Source organism: Mesorhizobium sp. INR15 (assembly GCF_015500075.1).
GTDB lineage: Bacteria > Pseudomonadota > Alphaproteobacteria > Rhizobiales > Rhizobiaceae > Mesorhizobium.
Window position 1 is genome coordinate 3,911,712 of the sequence record NZ_CP045496.1, and the last position, 16,369, is coordinate 3,928,080.

At 60.5% G+C, this 16,369-nt stretch carries 16 protein-coding genes, 2 tRNA genes and 1 pseudogene; 13 read left to right on the forward strand and 6 right to left on the reverse strand.

All coding sequences use genetic code 11. The features are described 5' to 3' along the window. Positions 1–69: 69 nt before the first annotated feature. The 4 genes from GA829_RS19045 (at position 70) to GA829_RS19060 (ending at position 5,062) form a co-directional block, all read left to right on the forward strand. Entirely contained in the window at positions 70–570 is a 501-nt protein-coding gene (locus tag GA829_RS19045; RefSeq protein WP_195174242.1) for a (2Fe-2S)-binding protein, read from the forward strand. Positions 571–682: 112 nt separating this feature from the next. Further along, positions 683–3,034: a xanthine dehydrogenase family protein molybdopterin-binding subunit gene (locus tag GA829_RS19050; RefSeq protein WP_195174243.1), complete on the forward strand. Its 2,352-nt coding sequence runs from the start codon at positions 683–685 to the stop codon at positions 3,032–3,034. A gap of 11 nt (positions 3,035–3,045) precedes the next feature. After that, positions 3,046–3,843, forward strand: coding sequence for an FAD binding domain-containing protein (locus GA829_RS19055; RefSeq protein ID WP_195174244.1), 798 nt, complete (start codon positions 3,046–3,048; stop codon positions 3,841–3,843). A 196-nt stretch (positions 3,844–4,039) separates the two neighbouring features. Beyond that, entirely contained in the window at positions 4,040–5,062 is a 1,023-nt protein-coding gene (locus tag GA829_RS19060) for an acyltransferase family protein (RefSeq protein WP_195174245.1), read from the forward strand. A gap of 104 nt (positions 5,063–5,166) precedes the next feature. Here the strand turns inward: GA829_RS19060 and GA829_RS19065 are convergent, their stop codons facing one another. From GA829_RS19065 to GA829_RS19075, 3 genes are all read right to left on the reverse strand, one after another. Then, positions 5,167–5,652 (reverse strand): SRPBCC family protein, encoded by a 486-nt coding sequence (locus tag GA829_RS19065; RefSeq protein ID WP_195174246.1) that lies wholly within the window; start codon positions 5,650–5,652, stop codon positions 5,167–5,169. Between the two features lie 69 nt (positions 5,653–5,721). Next, positions 5,722–6,216, reverse strand: coding sequence for a GNAT family N-acetyltransferase (locus GA829_RS19070; RefSeq protein WP_195174247.1), 495 nt, complete (start codon positions 6,214–6,216; stop codon positions 5,722–5,724). 25 nt (positions 6,217–6,241) lie between these two features. Further along, positions 6,242–7,012 carry a copper homeostasis protein CutC gene (locus tag GA829_RS19075; protein ID WP_195174248.1) on the reverse strand — a complete coding sequence of 257 codons (771 nt, stop codon included), beginning with the start codon at positions 7,010–7,012 and terminating at the stop codon, positions 6,242–6,244. A gap of 173 nt (positions 7,013–7,185) precedes the next feature. Here GA829_RS19075 and GA829_RS19080 point away from each other — a divergent pair, with 173 nt between their 5' ends. Continuing rightward, positions 7,186–7,641, forward strand: coding sequence for a carboxymuconolactone decarboxylase family protein (locus GA829_RS19080; RefSeq protein ID WP_195174249.1), 456 nt, complete (start codon positions 7,186–7,188; stop codon positions 7,639–7,641). A gap of 58 nt (positions 7,642–7,699) precedes the next feature. On the opposite strand, the gene GA829_RS19085 is transcribed toward GA829_RS19080, so the two are convergent. Beyond that, the gene (locus GA829_RS19085; protein ID WP_195174250.1) at positions 7,700–8,131 is read right to left on the reverse strand and encodes a cupin domain-containing protein; all 432 of its coding nucleotides are present in this window, start codon (positions 8,129–8,131) and stop codon (positions 7,700–7,702) included. Positions 8,132–9,004: 873 nt separating this feature from the next. On the opposite strand from GA829_RS19085, the gene GA829_RS19090 reads away from it, so the two are divergent. The 4 genes and pseudogenes from GA829_RS19090 (at position 9,005) to GA829_RS19100 (ending at position 11,462) form a co-directional block, all read left to right on the forward strand. Next, a complete protein-coding gene (locus GA829_RS19090; protein WP_308462068.1) occupies positions 9,005–9,310 on the forward strand; it encodes an exopolysaccharide production repressor protein in 306 nt (101 codons plus the stop codon). 781 nt (positions 9,311–10,091) lie between these two features. After that, positions 10,092–10,250: pseudogene (locus GA829_RS37555) on the forward strand (hypothetical protein); the annotation flags it as partial. A gap of 86 nt (positions 10,251–10,336) precedes the next feature. Continuing rightward, positions 10,337–10,861 carry an IS5 family transposase gene (locus GA829_RS37560; RefSeq protein ID WP_195179712.1) on the forward strand — a complete coding sequence of 175 codons (525 nt, stop codon included), beginning with the start codon at positions 10,337–10,339 and terminating at the stop codon, positions 10,859–10,861. Between the two features lie 31 nt (positions 10,862–10,892). Then, positions 10,893–11,462, forward strand: a complete 570-nt coding sequence (locus GA829_RS19100) for a hypothetical protein (RefSeq protein ID WP_195174251.1) — start codon at positions 10,893–10,895, stop codon at positions 11,460–11,462. A gap of 1,432 nt (positions 11,463–12,894) precedes the next feature. On the opposite strand, the gene GA829_RS19105 is transcribed toward GA829_RS19100, so the two are convergent. After that, positions 12,895–12,969, reverse strand: a tRNA-Asn gene (locus GA829_RS19105). Between the two features lie 225 nt (positions 12,970–13,194). Here GA829_RS19105 and GA829_RS19110 point away from each other — a divergent pair. Next, a complete protein-coding gene (locus GA829_RS19110; protein ID WP_195174252.1) occupies positions 13,195–13,452 on the forward strand; it encodes a hypothetical protein in 258 nt (85 codons plus the stop codon). 77 nt (positions 13,453–13,529) lie between these two features. Here the strand turns inward: GA829_RS19110 and GA829_RS19115 are convergent, their stop codons facing one another. Next, positions 13,530–13,736, reverse strand: coding sequence for a hypothetical protein (locus GA829_RS19115; protein WP_195174253.1), 207 nt, complete (start codon positions 13,734–13,736; stop codon positions 13,530–13,532). 224 nt (positions 13,737–13,960) lie between these two features. Between GA829_RS19115 and GA829_RS19120 the strand changes: the two genes are divergently transcribed. From GA829_RS19120 to GA829_RS19130, 3 genes are all read left to right on the forward strand, one after another. After that, positions 13,961–14,034: transfer RNA gene (locus GA829_RS19120), tRNA-Cys, on the forward strand. Between the two features lie 89 nt (positions 14,035–14,123). Further along, a complete protein-coding gene (locus GA829_RS19125; protein ID WP_195174254.1) occupies positions 14,124–14,792 on the forward strand; it encodes a protein-L-isoaspartate O-methyltransferase family protein in 669 nt (222 codons plus the stop codon). A 186-nt stretch (positions 14,793–14,978) separates the two neighbouring features. Continuing rightward, positions 14,979–16,364, forward strand: a complete 1,386-nt coding sequence (locus GA829_RS19130) for a TolC family outer membrane protein (RefSeq protein WP_195179728.1) — start codon at positions 14,979–14,981, stop codon at positions 16,362–16,364. Positions 16,365–16,369 lie beyond the last annotated feature (5 nt).

A 16,369-nucleotide genomic window follows, 5' to 3' on the forward strand; every position in this document is an offset into this window, starting at 1 on the left:
AACGCATGGCCGAAGCGCCAGCACCGCGTCGGCAACGTGATGACCAAGGTTGATACCCAGGGAGGATTCATGTCGGACGTATCGTTGATGGTGAACGGTAAGCGGGTCAGCGGCGTTGCCGAAGACCGAACGCTTCTGGTCCATTTCTTGCGCGAAAATCTCGGCCTTACCGGCACGCATGTCGGGTGTGACACCTCGCAATGCGGCGCCTGCGTCGTCCATGTCGACGGCAAGGCGGTCAAATCCTGCTCGATGCTGGCCGCCCAGGCGTCCGGGTCGACGGTGGTGACGATCGAAGGGCTGGCCATCGGCGGCGATCTCCACCCGGTGCAGGCGGCGTTCAAGGAACATCACGGGCTGCAATGCGGCTTCTGCACGCCTGGCATGATCATGACGGCGACCGACATGATCAACCGTCATCCGGAAGGTCTCGACGAGGCCACGGTACGGGCCGAACTGGAAGGCAACATCTGCCGCTGCACCGGATACCACAACATCGTGAAGGCGATCCTCGCCGCATCCAAGACGATGTCCAAGGGTGCGAAGGGCAAGGCGAAACAAGCAGCTTAAGCAGGGGAATAAGGGAGTAGGGCAGTAGGCAGCAGGAAATCCAGGATCGATTTTCCCCCACTGCCTTACTCCCCTAATCACCTACTGCCTTAATTCGGGAGGAATTTTTGCGATGGGCATTGAAGGTGTTGGCGCTCGCGTTGCGCGCAAGGAAGACAAGCGGTTCATCACCGGCGCCGGCCGTTATGTCGACGACATGGTGGTTCCTGGCATGAAGCATGCCGCGTTCGTGCGCAGTCCGCACGCACACGCACAGATCAAGAAGATCGACGTGAAACAGGCGCAGGCCATGCCGGGCGTCATTGGCGTTCTGACCGGCAAGGAACTCAAGGCCGACGGCATCGGCAACCTCATCTGCGGCTGGATGATCCATTCCAAGGATGGCTCGCCGATGAAGATGGGCGCATGGTCGCCCTTGGCGTTCGACAGGGTCCGCTATGTCGGCGATGCCGTCGTCATCGTCGTAGCCGAGACCAAGAGCCAGGCCCGCGACGCGGCCGAAGCCGTCGACATCACCTACAAGGAATTGAAATCGGTCGTCGATGCATCCAAGGCGATGGACAAGGGTGCGCCGCAGATACATCCCGAAGCCGACAACAATCTGATTTTCGACTGGGATATCGGCAACGCCGATGAGACGGCGGCCGCCTTCACGAAGGCCGCCCATGTCGTCAAGATGGACATCATCAACAATCGTCTCGTGCCCAATGCGATGGAGCCGCGCGCGGCGCTAGGCCACTATGACAAGGCCGAAGACCACTACACCTGCTGGACAACGTCGCAGAACCCGCATGTCGCGCGGCTGGTGATGAGCGCCTTCTACAATGTCGCGCCGGAAAACAAGCTGCGCGTCATAGCGCCCGACGTCGGCGGCGGTTTCGGCTCGAAGATCTACATTTACCCGGAAGAGCTCGTCTGCCTGTGGGCTTCGAAGAAGACCGGAGTACCGGTCAAATGGGTGGCCGACCGCACTGAGAGCTTCCTCACCGACGCGCATGGCCGCGACCATCATACCCATGCTGAAATGGCCTTCGACAAGGACCACAAGATTCTCGGCCTGAAGGTCGAGACGAAAGCCAATCTCGGCGCCTACATGTCGCTGTTCTCGTCGGCGACGCCAACCTACCTCTACGCGACGCTTTTGTCGGGCCAGTACAATATCCCGGCGATCCACGCCAATGTGAAGGCGATCTACACCAACACCGCACCCGTCGATGCCTATCGCGGGGCAGGGCGGCCAGAAGCCACCTTCGTCATGGAGCGGATGATGGAGACCGCCGCGCGGCAGTTCGGCGTGTCGCCGGCCGAGTTGCGCCGCAAGAATTTCGTCACGGCGTTCCCGCATCAGACGCCGGTCATCATGTGCTACGACGCTGGCGATTATGGAGCCTCGCTCGACGCGGCGATGAAGGCTTCCGACTATGCCGGCTTTGCCAAGCGCAAGGCGGCGGCGGCCAAGAAGGGCCTGCTGCGCGGCATCGGCATGAGCTGCTATATCGAGGCCTGCGGCATCGCACCATCGGCGGCGGTGGGATCGCTCGGCGCTGGTGTCGGTCTTTGGGAATCGGCCGAGGTGCGCGTCAACGCGGTTGGCACGATCGAAGTGCTGACCGGATCGCACAGCCACGGTCAGGGCCATGAGACAACCTTCGCGCAACTGGTCAACGAGCGCTTTGGCGTGCCGATCGATTCGGTCTCGATCATCCATGGCGACACCGACAAGGTGCAGATGGGCATGGGCACCTACGGCTCGCGCTCGGGCGCGGTCGGCATGTCCGCGATCGTCAAGGCACTCGACAAGGTCGAGGCCAAGGCCAAGAAGATCGCGGCGCATCTGCTCGAGGCCGATGAGAGCGACATCGTCATCGAGAATGGCGCGCTGAAGGTCGCGGGCACGGACAAGAACGTGCCCTGGTTCCAGATGGCGCTCGCCGCCTACACTGCCCACAATCTGCCGGGCGGCATGGAGCCCGGCCTGAAGGAAACTGCGTTCTACGATCCGTCGAATTTCACCTTCCCCGCCGGCTGCTACATCTGCGAAGTCGAGGTCGACCCCGAAACCGGCATGACCGAGATCATCCAGTTCGTCGCCGCCGACGATTTCGGCAACATCATCAACCCGATGATCGTCGAGGGACAGGTGCATGGTGGATTGGCTCAAGGCATCGGCCAGGCGCTGCTCGAGGGCGCCCACTACGACAGCAGCGGCCAGCTGCTGACCGCCAGCTTCATGGACTACACCATGCCGCGCGCCGGCGACCTGCCGTCGTTCAAGGTCTCGACCTCGAACACGCCATGCCCGGGCAATCCGCTCGGCATCAAGGGCTGCGGCGAGGCCGGCGCCATCGGCTCGCCGCCGGCTGTCATCAATGCCATCACCGACGCCATCGGCAGCAATGATCTTGCCATGCCGGCATCGCCGTCCACGGTCTGGGCAGCGATCCGCGCCGCCGCGAAACACTGAGGAGGAAGCCCATGTATTCGGTCAACTACCACCGCGCCGCCTCGGTCACTGACGCAGCCAAGTTGCTCAAGACGGGTGATGCAAAACCGCTGTCGGGCGGGATGACGCTGATCCCGGCGATGAAGACGCGGCTTGCGGCACCTTCCGATCTAGTCGACCTGTCGCGTCTCAAGGAGCTGCAAGGCATCAAGGTGTCGGGCAAGACGGTCACCATCGGTGCCGGCACCACGCATTACGACGTCGCCCGCGACGAGAAACTCCGGAAGGCCTGTCCGGCGCTTGCCCATCTGGCGTCGCTGATCGGCGATCCGGCGGTGCGCTACAGAGGCACGATCGGCGGTTCGATCGCCAACAACGACCCGGCCGCCGACTATCCGGCTGCACTCTTGGCGCTGGGTGCCACAATCACCACCAACAAGCGCCAGATCGCGGCCGACAAGTTCTTCAAGGGCCTGTTCGAGACGTCACTGAAGGAAGGTGAGATCGTCACTACTGTCACTTTCACCGCACCGGCGAAGGCCGCCTACGAGAAGTTCCGCAACCCGGCGTCACGGTACGCGATCGTCGGTGTGTTCGTGGCCAAGGGCAAGGATGGCGTCAGCGTAGCCGTCACCGGCGCCGGCGACGACGGTGTGTTCCGCTCGAAGGAAATCGAGGCGGCACTGGCCAAGAGCTTCGAGGCATCCGCGCTGGAAGGCATGAAGGTGCCGGCCAAGAGCCTGATGACGGACATTCACGCTTCGGCGGATTACCGCGCCAATCTGATCGTGGTGATGGCCAAGCGCGCGGTGGCTGCCGCCAACGGCTGAGCCAGGCGGTATCGCTATCTTGAGAAAGGGGCCTTCGTGGCCCCTTTCTCTTGCGAGGGCTTTGCACTCATCTCGCGCTTGCACAAAATGATATTGCACTGCAATATCTCTTTCGGGCGGGATAATGCGAACCGGGGCTCGGATCGCGGCGCGACCCGTGGCCCCTTTTCGCATCGTTCAACGCGAAAGGACTGGCATGGCCGACATCTCCGCGACGCATGGTGCCTTGCCCCGGTCTGTCGCCGACAGTTCGCCCAGGGCAAGGCTCGCCTATCTCGACGGCTGGCGTGGCCTGTCGATCGCGCTGGTCTTGATCGGCCATTTCTTTCCTGTCCCGGGAATCAATCTCGGTGTGATGGGCGTCGAATTTTTCTTCGTGCTCAGCGGGCGGCTGATGGCCGAGATCCTGTTTGTCGAACGCTATCCGCTGAAAAAATTCTTCAAGCGCCGGTTCTCACGCATCTACCCCGCGCTTCTGGTCTTCGTGGCAGTGGCGATGACTGCCCTGACCGGGACATTCATCGCGTTCAAATGGAAGGCGGCGCTGACCGCGCTGACATTCACCTACAATTATGCCGGAGCCTTTGTGACAAGGGCAGGGGCGCTCGATCATATCTGGTCGCTGTGCGTCGAAGAGCACGCCTATGTCATCCTGGCGCTGATCAGCGTGCTGGTTTCGCGCCGCGACCGTGTCATCACGCTGCTGGTCGGGCTGGCCCTGCTGGCGATGGCGAATGGCGCGGTCTCGTACTGGGTGTTCAAGATGGACTACGAGGCCACCTATTGGCGCACCGACGTGCATATCGCGTCGATCCTGCTGTCGGCCGCCATCTGCCTGCTCAAGGCCGACGGCAGGCTGCCGCAAATCCTCCGGGGCAACCATATCGCGCTCGCTGCAACTTGTGGTGCGGTCATCCTGTTCCTCGACGCGGTGTCAACGCCAATCCACTATCTGCTCGCGGTGCCGCTGCTGGCATTGGCGGTCAATGCGCTCGATTTCAGCGGCCGTTATATATCCGGAATGCTGTCATCCTGGCCGATGGCGACACTCGGCCTGTGGTCGTACTCGCTCTACCTCTGGCAGCAGCCCTTTTACAAATTCGTCTTTGATCAGGGCAGCGCGCCGATACCGATGCTGGCTGGTGCCTTTGCCTGCGCGCTGTTCAGTTACTACGTCGTCGAGCGGCCGGCACGGCAATGGCTGAATCGCAACTGGTGAATGACGGCGTCATGCAGCGTTGGGGGACTGGAAGGATCAGTCCTTATGGCGCCTTGCCGACACGCTGGAAGGCAAGCAGTTCGTGAGGCTTTGAGGCGGGTGGATCAGGCGGTTCGTTTCTTGTTCTCGGCCAGATACCGCTTAAGCCCAGCCTCGCCGCGTGGTGTCGTCCAGCGGTGGTTCCAGGCGAAAGCTGGCCGCAGCAGCGGAGCGAGGAACTTCAGGATCGGCCTCAGCACAGTGACCTGCCAGGTCAATTGAACCTGGGTGCTAGTACCTGATGGCGACAGTTCCGCGCGCCAAAGCCCGTCGAAATCGCCGAAGGTTTTGACAACCACCAGCCGGCCCGGTTCGAGTTCCGCTGCCTCGACGATGAAGTTCAGTTCGTAGGGCAGGGCGCCGCGAGCCCGCGCCCTTGCGCGGGAGCAAACCGTCGCCTTGCCCTTTCGGTCGAGTGGCTCGACTTCCTTGTAGACATCACCCCACCAGAGCGGCAGCAGTTCAGCATCGGACAAGACCTCCCACACTTCCTGAGGTGTTGCCTCCGGGATATGCCAGCTTTCGTCGAAGCGGAAGACGTTGCTTGGCATCGCGTTTCCTCCACATGGCGGAAACGTCCATGGTAGCCATGGCTTCTTTGCCTGACCAGAGCCGCCGCCTCAGGCGGCAATCCGCCTGACATAGTAGCGCACGGCCTTCTCGCCGCCATGGATCACCGCCTCGCCGGCCTCGGCGAAACCAAGTGCGGCGTGGAAGGCATCCGAGGCCGGATTGGGCGGATCCTTGTTGACCTCGCAGGTAACCACCGTGTGTTCGGCGCGCAGCGCGTGGTCGAACAGGTCCTGGTAGATTCGGCGGGCATGGCCGCGCCCGCGCGCATCTGCCGCCACCACAACGCGGTCTACATAAACGAAGCGCTCGTAACGTTCGCGGAACCAGAGGAAATTCGGGCTGTCGTAGCGGGCATTCTGGTCGAAGGTCATGATGAAGGCTTCGAGATTGCCAATGCGGCGCGCGTAAAACGCCTCGCCAAGCAGAAAGGACAATCGCTCTGGCTCAAGCCAGGACAATTCGGCCGCATGCTCGTTGTTGAGCGCCAGGATCGCGGCTTCATCATTCGGCAAGATGCGATCGATCGGAGATGGGGCAGTCATCGCGCCTTGCCTTCTGTTCTCGAAGTCACGCCTTGGCCGCGGCGATCGTCGCCGCCACCGCTGCTTCGTCGGTCAGCGTGTTGCGATACTCGCGGTCGAGGTCGGAGCCGCCCATGCCGACCTTGGAATTGCGGTAGACCATGCCGCTGGGTCCTTCCCGGAGTGCCGCGAAATGCATTTCGGACAGGCCGGTTCTCGCGCGGATATCGGCGATGTTGTGCAGGTCGAGACCACCGCAGCCGAGGATGATGATGCGGTCGCCGGCTTGCCGGACCAGATCCGCCAGCAGTGCCGAGCCCTCAACCGCTGTGTCGCGTTGGCCGCTGGTCAGCACGCGGCCGACCTTGCAGCGGATCAGCGTTTCGAGCGCCTCGGCTGGGTCGCGCGTCATGTCGAAGGCGCGATGGCATGTGACGTTGATTGGGCCCGCGGCTTTGGTCAACTCACTCATGCGCTGTTCGTCAATTGTGCCGTCGCTGTTTAGGCAGCCGAACACAACGCCGGCCACGCCGAGGTCGCGCAGTGCCGCGACATCGGCGAGCATCGAGCGATATTCGGTCTCGCTGTAAAGGAAGTCGCCGCCGCGCGGCCGCACCATCACGTGAAAAGGCACCGTCGCCTGATCGAGTGCCGCGCGCACTGTGCCAAGGCTGGGCGTGATACCGCCTTCAACCAGGCTGGCGCAGAGTTCGACCCGGTCGGCGCCAGCGGCTTGCGCTGCCAGAAGGCCATCAATGCCTTCAACACAGATTTCAATCAGAGGCAGGCGAGGGTTTTGAGTCAAGATTCTATCCATTCATGGTTTCGCGGACAGCCCTAGCATCGGCCCGGCCGCCGCGAAAGCGTGAACGCGGCTTGGGTCCAGGGGCAACACCCATCTTGACGAATACATAACTTTCTGGTTATGAGAAATACATAGCTGTAAAGTTATGTATTTTATCAACCCTGCCAGGAATGAAGGACCCCGCCATGCAATCACGATTGAAGAACCCGGTGATGCTCATTCCCGGCGCCCTGCAGGCTCTGCTGGCCCTGGACAAGTCGACGGAGGCTGCGGACGTATCCTATGTGATGCGCAAACTCGTCCATCTGCGGGCCAGCCAGATCAATGGCTGCGGCGTCTGTGTCGACATGCATGCGCGCGAACTGAAGAAGGCCGGCGAAAAGGACGAGCGCATCTTTGCCCTCGCGGCATGGCGGGAAACGCCATATTTCACCGATGCCGAACGCGCCGCCCTTGCCCTCACCGAGGCCGCCACAAGGCTCGCCGACCGGCCGGACGCGGTGCCGGATGATGTCTGGGACGAGGCTGCACGCCACTATGATGAAAAGGCGCTTGCCGCCCTGGTCATCCAGATTGCGCTGATCAACGCTTTCAACCGCCTCAACGCCACGACAAGGCAGGTGGTTGGCGCCTGGGCCTGACTTGGCCGGGGCGAGACTGGTTGTGCGATGTGGCCGGTTCGTCGGAGGCCGGCCGCAATTACTGGCGCAGTTCGGTATTCTTGGCGCCTTCTTCAACCTGGTCGATCACCAGCAGCTTGACCGGGCCGTCACCGACATTGGTCGCCTGATGCCATTGTCCGATCATTTCGATGATGAAGTCGCCTGATTTGTAGGTGTTGCTTTTGCCGGTCTCGACATTGGTGACCTGAAGCGTGCCAGCCTGAACATAAGCATAACGTGGAAACGGATGCCTGTGGACCGGCAAAGTCGCGCCCGGTGCGATATCGTAGGTCGAAACCAGCACCTGAACGTTCTTTTGCGGCAGCGTGATTGGCTGGCCAGAGGCCGTCTGCGTGCGTGACGCCAGTGGCGTCACGACAACCGGGGTTCCGCTGCTGTCCAGCGCTGAAGCGGGATTCGCGGACAAGGAAGCCGCGATCAGCAGCACCGACACCAGAATTTTTCGCATGATTCTCTCCACCCCTGCGCCAGCATCGCGCGGCGCATCGTCCCGCGCAAGCGTGACGGGCTGATCCCGTTGCGCCCTCGAGAGTGCCTTGCAAGTAATCTGGTATCGCAAGAAAGGCGAATTGGCGGCCTCCCTTTTGACCATGAGAAGTCAGCCAAACTCTGTGACTTCCGTGATCCTGGTCAAGAAATCATGATTTCGGTGCTGCAGCGTCCGTTTAGATCCAGTGGGTAAGTACGAAGTACACCAGGGGCCCAATGGTCAAACAGGTGACCATTCCAACTACGACAATATTTCCCAACCGTTCCGCGCGCCTTGAAAGCTCGGCCATGTCGACGTCGTCAGCAACGAGGCCGGCCAGCGAAAATTCCTCGGACGCGAGTGTTTGACTGTCGTTCGCTGCCCCGCCGGTGGGCGCGGTTGGTTTCGGTTCACTCGACGACATGTGGGCAGTTCTCTCTATCGAATCGAACCCCGGCGCCCGAGAACGTCCTATCCCAAGAGGCGTTCCAAGCATCTAAATTAGTGATTGAGTGCATATCGGCTCACGTAACCGCCCCCATGCTGGGACAGTGTCGGACCGAAGTGCCCAGCGGAGGGCTCATGCGCTCCAGATGTCCCGCAATGGGTCAGAGCGCATGGCACCGCGATTGCTTGGTGGTGATCGACGCAGACTTGGAGGCAGCATTTGTTGGGATGTGCTCTGGGCCCGCGTCGACCGGAGCGGCGAATGCCGCCCCGGTCCGCCTACAGCACAATGGAGCAGGCGAAACCTGGCAGCGCGCGCAAAAGCAGCTTGTGCACGCGCATATGGTTTCGCAGCCTGAATGAATTGTAAATGTCACAAGTCGGATTTGATTAAAATCAAGGCGAATGGCATCAGAGCTTGAGTACAGGGTGAGTATGTATTTCCCGCGATTTCTGATCGGAATGTTCGCGACATCTGGCATCGTCGCGATCTGGGCCTACACGGCCACTGGATCAATCTGGAAAGCCCTTGTCTGGACAATCATCGCCGCCATTGTGTTGCAGGTCGGATATTTCGCGGTGGTGGTCAGGCGCATCTCAAATCTGCCTGCCGATCAACAGGCGGAACCAGATACGGACACCACCAACAAGGAGCCGGTCGTGCCAACTTCGCAACAGCGGCGTTTTGATTCCCGGCGCGGCCAAGCTTAATTGCGAAATTGAGTGCATGCCTTGATTTTGCGAACCGGCACAAAGGCATTGCCGAGGGGTAACAGGCCACTGTGGTGGCCCCGTTATTCACCTGCCTTGAGGACAAAGTAGGTGGTGGTAAGTGCATCAGTGCCCAGGCCACGGGTAACTTGAACCGCCGTGTATCCTTCTGGAACAGAGTTGGTCGCCTTGGAGTCGACCTGTTCGCACCGGCCGACCATTTCGCTGTGCGGCCATGGCGCCAACCTGGTTGCGAGTGCCGTCCGTCCGGCAATCATCAATCGACGAATAGACCGCCGGGTGCGCATCAATGGGCCGGCACAACGTCGTGCCTTGGTTGCATGAAAGCAAAACCATGACTGCCGCCGTTGCCGGATCCATGCATTTCTCCCGTTGAACGACAGGTAACGCGCAATGGGCCGCGAGGTTTCACGTTGCGGGCAGATCCCAACACATTCCGGCCGCGGCACTGTGAGCGTTTGCTTCGATCAATCTGTCCAAAGCTTGCTCAACTCGATGAGCCGATACGTCCGTGCGCTTGATGTGCTGCAGAAGCTGTTGCCGCATCATCCAGAGCCGAGCGGCGCGGTGATCACGGGTTCTCTTGGCTTGGACCTCTGATGTCACAATCATCATCGGGGAAACCTCAATTCATCTCGGTGGCATCGATCTTAGGCCGTGTGGACGAATTGACTCAGGTATAGGTTTTGGGGTTCCGCTGACGAATCCAGTCTGATTCATGGATTGTCGACTGATTTGGAGGTCGGCGATGTCCACGAGGATGACGGAAACGGATTGGGCGAACACGCTGGAGGTTTTCCGGGCCTGCCTGCCACGGCGAGGCCGCAAGGCTGCGGACGACCGGCTGTTTCTGGAAGCCATGCACTTCTTCACGGTGGAGAATGTGCGCTGGCGTGCGCTGCCGGAACGCTTCGGCCACTGGAACTCAGTGTGGAAGCGCTTTGACCGGCTGAGCAAGGCCGGCGTGTTCGAAGCCTTCTTCGACACGTTGGCCGAGATGAGCGCATCGGCCCATCTGATCCAAATGTTCGACTCCACCATTGTCCGCGCCCATGTCTCGGCAGCGGGCGCAAAGGGGGGCAGCAAGGCCAGGCGCTCGGCCGCTCGCGCGGCGGGTTCACAACGAAAATCCACGCCAAGGCGGACAATTCTGGCGACATCATCGCGTTCGATCTGACCGGTGGCCAGGTTGCCGACACAACCCGCTTCGAGACCCTGCTCGACATAGGGCCGGACATCACCCCACGCGCCGCGCTGGGCGACAAAGGCTATTCCAGCAAGGCCAATCGCGCCGCCGCGCGGACACGCGGCATCGCCCCGGTGATCCCTCACAAGGCCAACGAGAAAAACAGGCCAGCCTTCTTCGCCAAGACGCTCTACAAGGCGCGCGCCCGCATCGAACAAGGCTTCGGGCGGCTCAAGCGCTTCAAACGCGTTGCCCTGCGATGCGAAAAGACCGCACGAAACTTCCGCTCAATCGTAAGCTTCGCCGCAGGCCTATGCTTGATCAAATTCGTCCACACGGCCTAAGCAGGCGGTCTTTGGCTTCGGCCACACGCCGTTGTTCGAATCTTATCCTGCTGCAGAGAGCGAGATTGATTCCGACGCCACAGTCTTCGTTCAACATTTCTTCGGCGCGTTCGAGGGCGAGTTCCGCCTTGTTCACGCGTTGCCTGGCCCTGGCCAGTTCCATATTCAAAAGTTCAACCATTTTTTCAGCATCCGTGGTTGCGCTCCCCTCCAATCAAGGCTGGGAAGAGAAGTCAGGGCTGACCGTCAGAGCTCCAACGTCGAACGCTATCAGCCAGACCCGGCTCCTCAATATCGCTTAGTACTGGCTGTCGTTCTCGATGACGACGGGGTGGTTGTGATGACGGTGGATAGAACTCGTCACCACAACCGCGGCATCTGGACGGTGATGCCGGCGACCATGATCGTAGAAGGCCAACGTGCCGTGGTGGCGGTGATGCAGGCGCTGGCCGTCCTCGTTGATGGTCTGGACATTTCCGTGATGATGGCGGTGGTGGGTCTTAATGACCAACTCGGCCGACTGAGCTGCAGGAACAGCAAACAGAAGCGCCAAAGCGCTCGTGATCAGTATCTTTTTCACAGCGAATTCTCCATTTTGTGAATTAGCAAGTGCTTGGACAACTGTGCGCAGTCGCTTTGGTTCCGCGCCATATGGGCTTGCAAGCGATCATCGCTGATCATGTGGCGGCCAGCGGCTCGATCACGGCGAAATGCACAATGATTTGGTGGAGGTGTTCCGGCGCGAGCGGTGTCACCAAACGGACAGGGACCGGCGGCTGGTGTTCTTCGCATGTGTTAGAGGGCGTCCAAGGCTCCCATCTGTCCATGGCGCCAAGGATGAAAAGACCTGCCTCGAATTCGGTCGTCAGATCCCGGCCTGGAGGAGACGGCAGACGAGGAACCTTGGTTGGGCTGGACAGAGCGAGGGCCACAGGCTTGCGGCATGGATAACAGCGATTTCAGCGACTTCGAACCAGACGACGACGACGAGGCATCGATCGGCTGGGCCACGGCCTGCAACCAAGATCACGCTCCCATGCAGCCAACTGAATGGGAGATTGCGGACTGCGAGCGGGACGCGAACGAGATGGCTGAGCAGCCCCGACCACTTCGGCTTTCGGGCCTTTTTAGGTAGTCGCGGCGGCATCGTCGCCGACTTGCCGTTCAGCTTTTACGAGACGAAACTCTTCGCTTGCCCGGGACAAGGAATTTTCCCGCTAGCAGTTCCAAGGCGTCAAGCGCTTCCTCACCGGTAAGATTTGTCAGAGCAACCTTCTCCACGAAGACAACCTCCTCGCTGCCTATCTCGTAGACTTCCCAAAACTCGTCCTTGACCCTTCGGATAGCGTACCGCTGTTCCATTAGCTATCGCTAACTGAGTCGAGCATCGGCAGATAGCTAAACCCTTGCAGGCGTCTGCATTAGTAGTGGAAAAGTCCCTTCTGCTGGCTGATATGAACGTTCTCAACGCGGGGTCAGCGGGTTTTCACAACGCCAGAGTATGCAAATATTTCTCCGGTTCCTTCGTCAGTAACGCGGATCCAGTCCCGGGCCCACCTTCCCACCGCGGTGACTTTGTCGCCATTCATTTCGGATGCGGCTGTGGGAGGATCAGGCGCCTCGATTGCCTTAGTCCTGATCACTTGGTTAAAGCGCATTTCCGCCACTGCAAATACCGGCACCCTCGTTCCCCAACACAGCCGCTATTTTTCCCGAAAGAATTGTACCGTGCGCCACAAGTAGACCGCAAGTGGTGGAGCGCGGCCCGCAGATCAATGGGTGCCACCTATGGTCGAAAGGCGGTCGGCAGAGATCGCCGGCCGGCGTTCGCCACATGCGTTCCTAACTATGCCGGAATCGATCGGATGCTGTCCCGGTGCCGGGGCAGAAGCGTCTGCTCAACCGTCTCGTGGCTCATTTCTGGCGGGTTTTTCATTTCTGGCGGGCTTTCATTTGTAGCCCCCAATATAGCCCCAGAGGGAGAACGGCTGTTTGGCAAAGAGTGGAAAACTCGCGTAAGGCCTTGAAAATATTGGCTCCCCGGGCCGGATTCGAACCAGCGACCAACCGGTTAACAGCCGGTTGCTCTACCACTGAGCTACCGGGGAACGGGGCTCTTTATGTGAGTGGGGCAGCCTATAGCTGCCCTTTTCGGCTTTGCAAAGAAGCTTTTCGCATTTTTCCTAGCCTTTTTCGCGCGGCGGTTTCTCGCAATCGCTGATACGCGCCCTCATATTAGCCGTCTTGCGCGGGAATACGGAACCGAAACTGCGGTTGCGGCATTCGTCAAGCGGTGATTTTTGAACGATCAAACGGGTCAATCTTTCAGGACAATGACAGCTCACGACAATCAGATACCGGCGCGGAAGATTTCAGTTTTCGGGCGCGAATTCAAAATGCCGCGCTCGCGTGGCTTGAGAATCACCATCGGCATCCTGCTTGCCATCGGAGGCATCCTCGGCTTTCTGCCGATCCTTGGCTTCTGGATGATCCCGCTCGGGTTTCTGGTGCTTTCGTATGAATTCGCCCTAGTGCGCCGCCATAGGCGCCGCTTGGTGGTCTGGTGGGAGAGGCGGCGTCGGCCGAGCTGAAGACGCGCGAGTTTTGCAGTCTTGATCGGACCGGGCGACCCGGATTGGTCCCTTACCGCAAGGCGGGTGGACACGGCTCAATGGTTCGGGCGTTTTGTCAGCATCTCGCAAAGCTCCTTGAGAATCGCGGCCGCTGACGCCAGTCGAGCCCGGTCGTGCGGCGACAGACAGCTCGCGTCCTCGATGTGGAGCCGATCAATCGCATAGCGAGCCAGTTCCTCGCATCTTAACAGCGATAAACCGCGCGCGGCATTCCGTTCGGTTTGTGCCGGTGCCCGGGCCATGGCGGCGATCCTCCTAGTTACCCTACGTGAGCGGCGCGCGAGAGTTTCCGGCGATCGTTGGCCATGTTTAACAATCAACTAATGTACTGACCAAGCACCAAGACCGATGTTTCCACGCCAATGCTTCGATTGGCGTGGAGGAAACCGTTCGGAATGCAGCTTGGCCGCTTGACGGCATTTTCGCCGCAACCTATTGGAACCGGGTGGAACGCCGGGAGCAATGAGGCCTCGTGGCGGAGTGGTTACGCAGAGGACTGCAAATCCTTGCACCCCGGTTCGATTCCGGGCGAGGCCTCCAATACCCGGGCTCCCGCGCATTCGCGCCGGAGCCTGAGGTTCCAGTCGAAATGAACCGCGGTTTGGCGCGGCAAGCGGATTGGTTGGAACATGAGCGCTGATTTTTCCGAGCTTCGCGTCAAGATGGTCGATGGTCAGGTCCGCACCACCGATGTGACCAGCGCACCGCTGCTCGACGCAATGCTTATCGTGCCGCGCGAGGCCTTTGTCGGCGCCGGCCAGCGCGATCTCGCCTATATCGACGAGGATATCCGTATCGCCGCCGGAGCGGATGGTCCGCGCTATCTGATGGAGGCATCGCCACTGGCCAAGCTGATGCAACTGGCCGAGATCAGCCAGACCGATTCGGCACTCGATGTCGGCACCGGCACCGGCTATGCCGCTGCCATCCTCTCGCACCTGGCCAAGTCGGTGGTGGCGCTGGAGAGTGACCCAGCATTGGCTGGAACCGCTGGATCGACGCTTTCGGAACTGGGTTGCGGCAATGTGGCCGTGGTCACAGGCCCCCTTGCCAAAGGGCATGCGGCGAAGGCTCCCTATGATGTCATTTTCATTGGTGGCAGCGTCGAGGAAGTGCCGGCGGCGCTGCTTGACCAGCTTGCCGAAGGCGGCCGCCTTGTCGCTGTCGAAGGGCAGGGGAATTCAGGTGTGGCCCGACTTTTTCTTAAAGCTGGGGGGGTTGTAACCGGAAGACGCGCATTTAATGCGGCAATTAAGCCACTACCGGGATTTGAACGTATTCGGGCCTTCGAGTTCTGAGTGATTTTGCCTTGCAGGAGAGGCTTTGTCATGGTCGCTTGCATTTGAACAATCGTTGCTGATCCGCAAAACTGGGGGCGCTTTGGGGCTGAGCAGCAGGGAACATGAAACACGCGGCGCCAACTGCTCGAAGGAGAGGTAGGCGCGGCGCGGTTCCCATGGAAAACGAATGAGGGATATACCGTGCTGCCTGTACGCAATAGTCTTTTCGCCGCCGTCCTCGTTTCCGCGACCGCGCTTTCTCCATTCGCGGCTTCAGCGGAATCCATCCTTGGTGCGCTTTCCAAGGCCTATATGAACAATTCGCAACTGAATTCGGCTCGCGCCGGCGTCCGTGTCACCGATGAGGGCGTGGCTATCGCCAAGTCGGGCTGGCGCCCTACGATCACGGGTTCGGCGAGCATCGACTATTCCAGCAGCCACCTCAACGGCACGAATCAGAGCGTCAATCTGACCACCGGCAATTTCGGTGTTTCGATCAATCAGTCGCTGTTTGACGGGTTCCAGACCAGGAACAATGTCGCAGCGGCCGAATCGCAGGTCAGCGCCTCTGTCGAGAGCCTGCGGAACACCGAAGAGAACACCCTGTTCAACGCGGCAAGCGCCTACATGGACGTGATTCGCGACCGTCAGGTCGCAGTCCTGACCGAACAGAACCTGCAGTTCCTCACCGAGCAGGCACGCGCGGCTCGCTCGCGCTTCGAAGTCGGTGAAGGCACACGCACCGACGTCGCCCAGGCCGACGCTCAGCGCGCCTCCGCCGTGGCACAGTTGAGTGCCGCCCGTGCGCAGGCGCTGGCAAGCGCGGCGACCTACCACCAGATCGTTGGTGATGAGCCGGGCAAGCTGAAGGGCGCGTCGCCGCTGGGCAAGCTGTTGCCATCGAACCTCGGTTCGGCGATCTCGATTGCTTCGGCCGAACATCCGGCGATCCTTGCTACCCAGCATCTGGTTGATGCGGCTGCGTTTTCGGTGAAGTCGGCTGAGGGTGCATTGTTGCCGCAGCTTTCCGCCAACGCGGGCGTTTCGAGCGCCTATCGCAACACGGTGCCTGGCCTTGCGTCATCGCAGGACGGCACGACCAATTCGGCCAGCATTGGCGCGACGCTGACCATTCCGATCTATTCGGGCGGCCGCACCTCCGCGATCGTGCGCCAGAACAAGGAATCCCTGAGCAAGGCTCGTATCGACGTTGACGTCAGCCGCGATCAGGTGCGGCAGGCCGTGACCTCGGCATGGACGCAGTACACGGCCGCGCAGGAGAGCGTCGCTGCCAACAAGCAAGTGATCGACGCCGCGCAACTGGCGTTGAACGGTGTCATCGAGGAGCGCAATGTCGGTCAGCGCACCACGCTCGACGTGCTGAACGCGCAGGCAACGCTGATCACCGCCAAGATCAACCAGGCCAGCTCCGAGCGCGACGTGGTGGTGGCGAGCTACGCCATCCTCTCCGCGATCGGCCGCCTGTCTGTCGACCGCCTTGCCCTGCAGGTGACCAAGTACAAGCCTGAAGAGCATTACAACGCGGTCAAGGACAAGTGGATTGGCCTGCGCACCCCGGATGGCCGTTGAACACA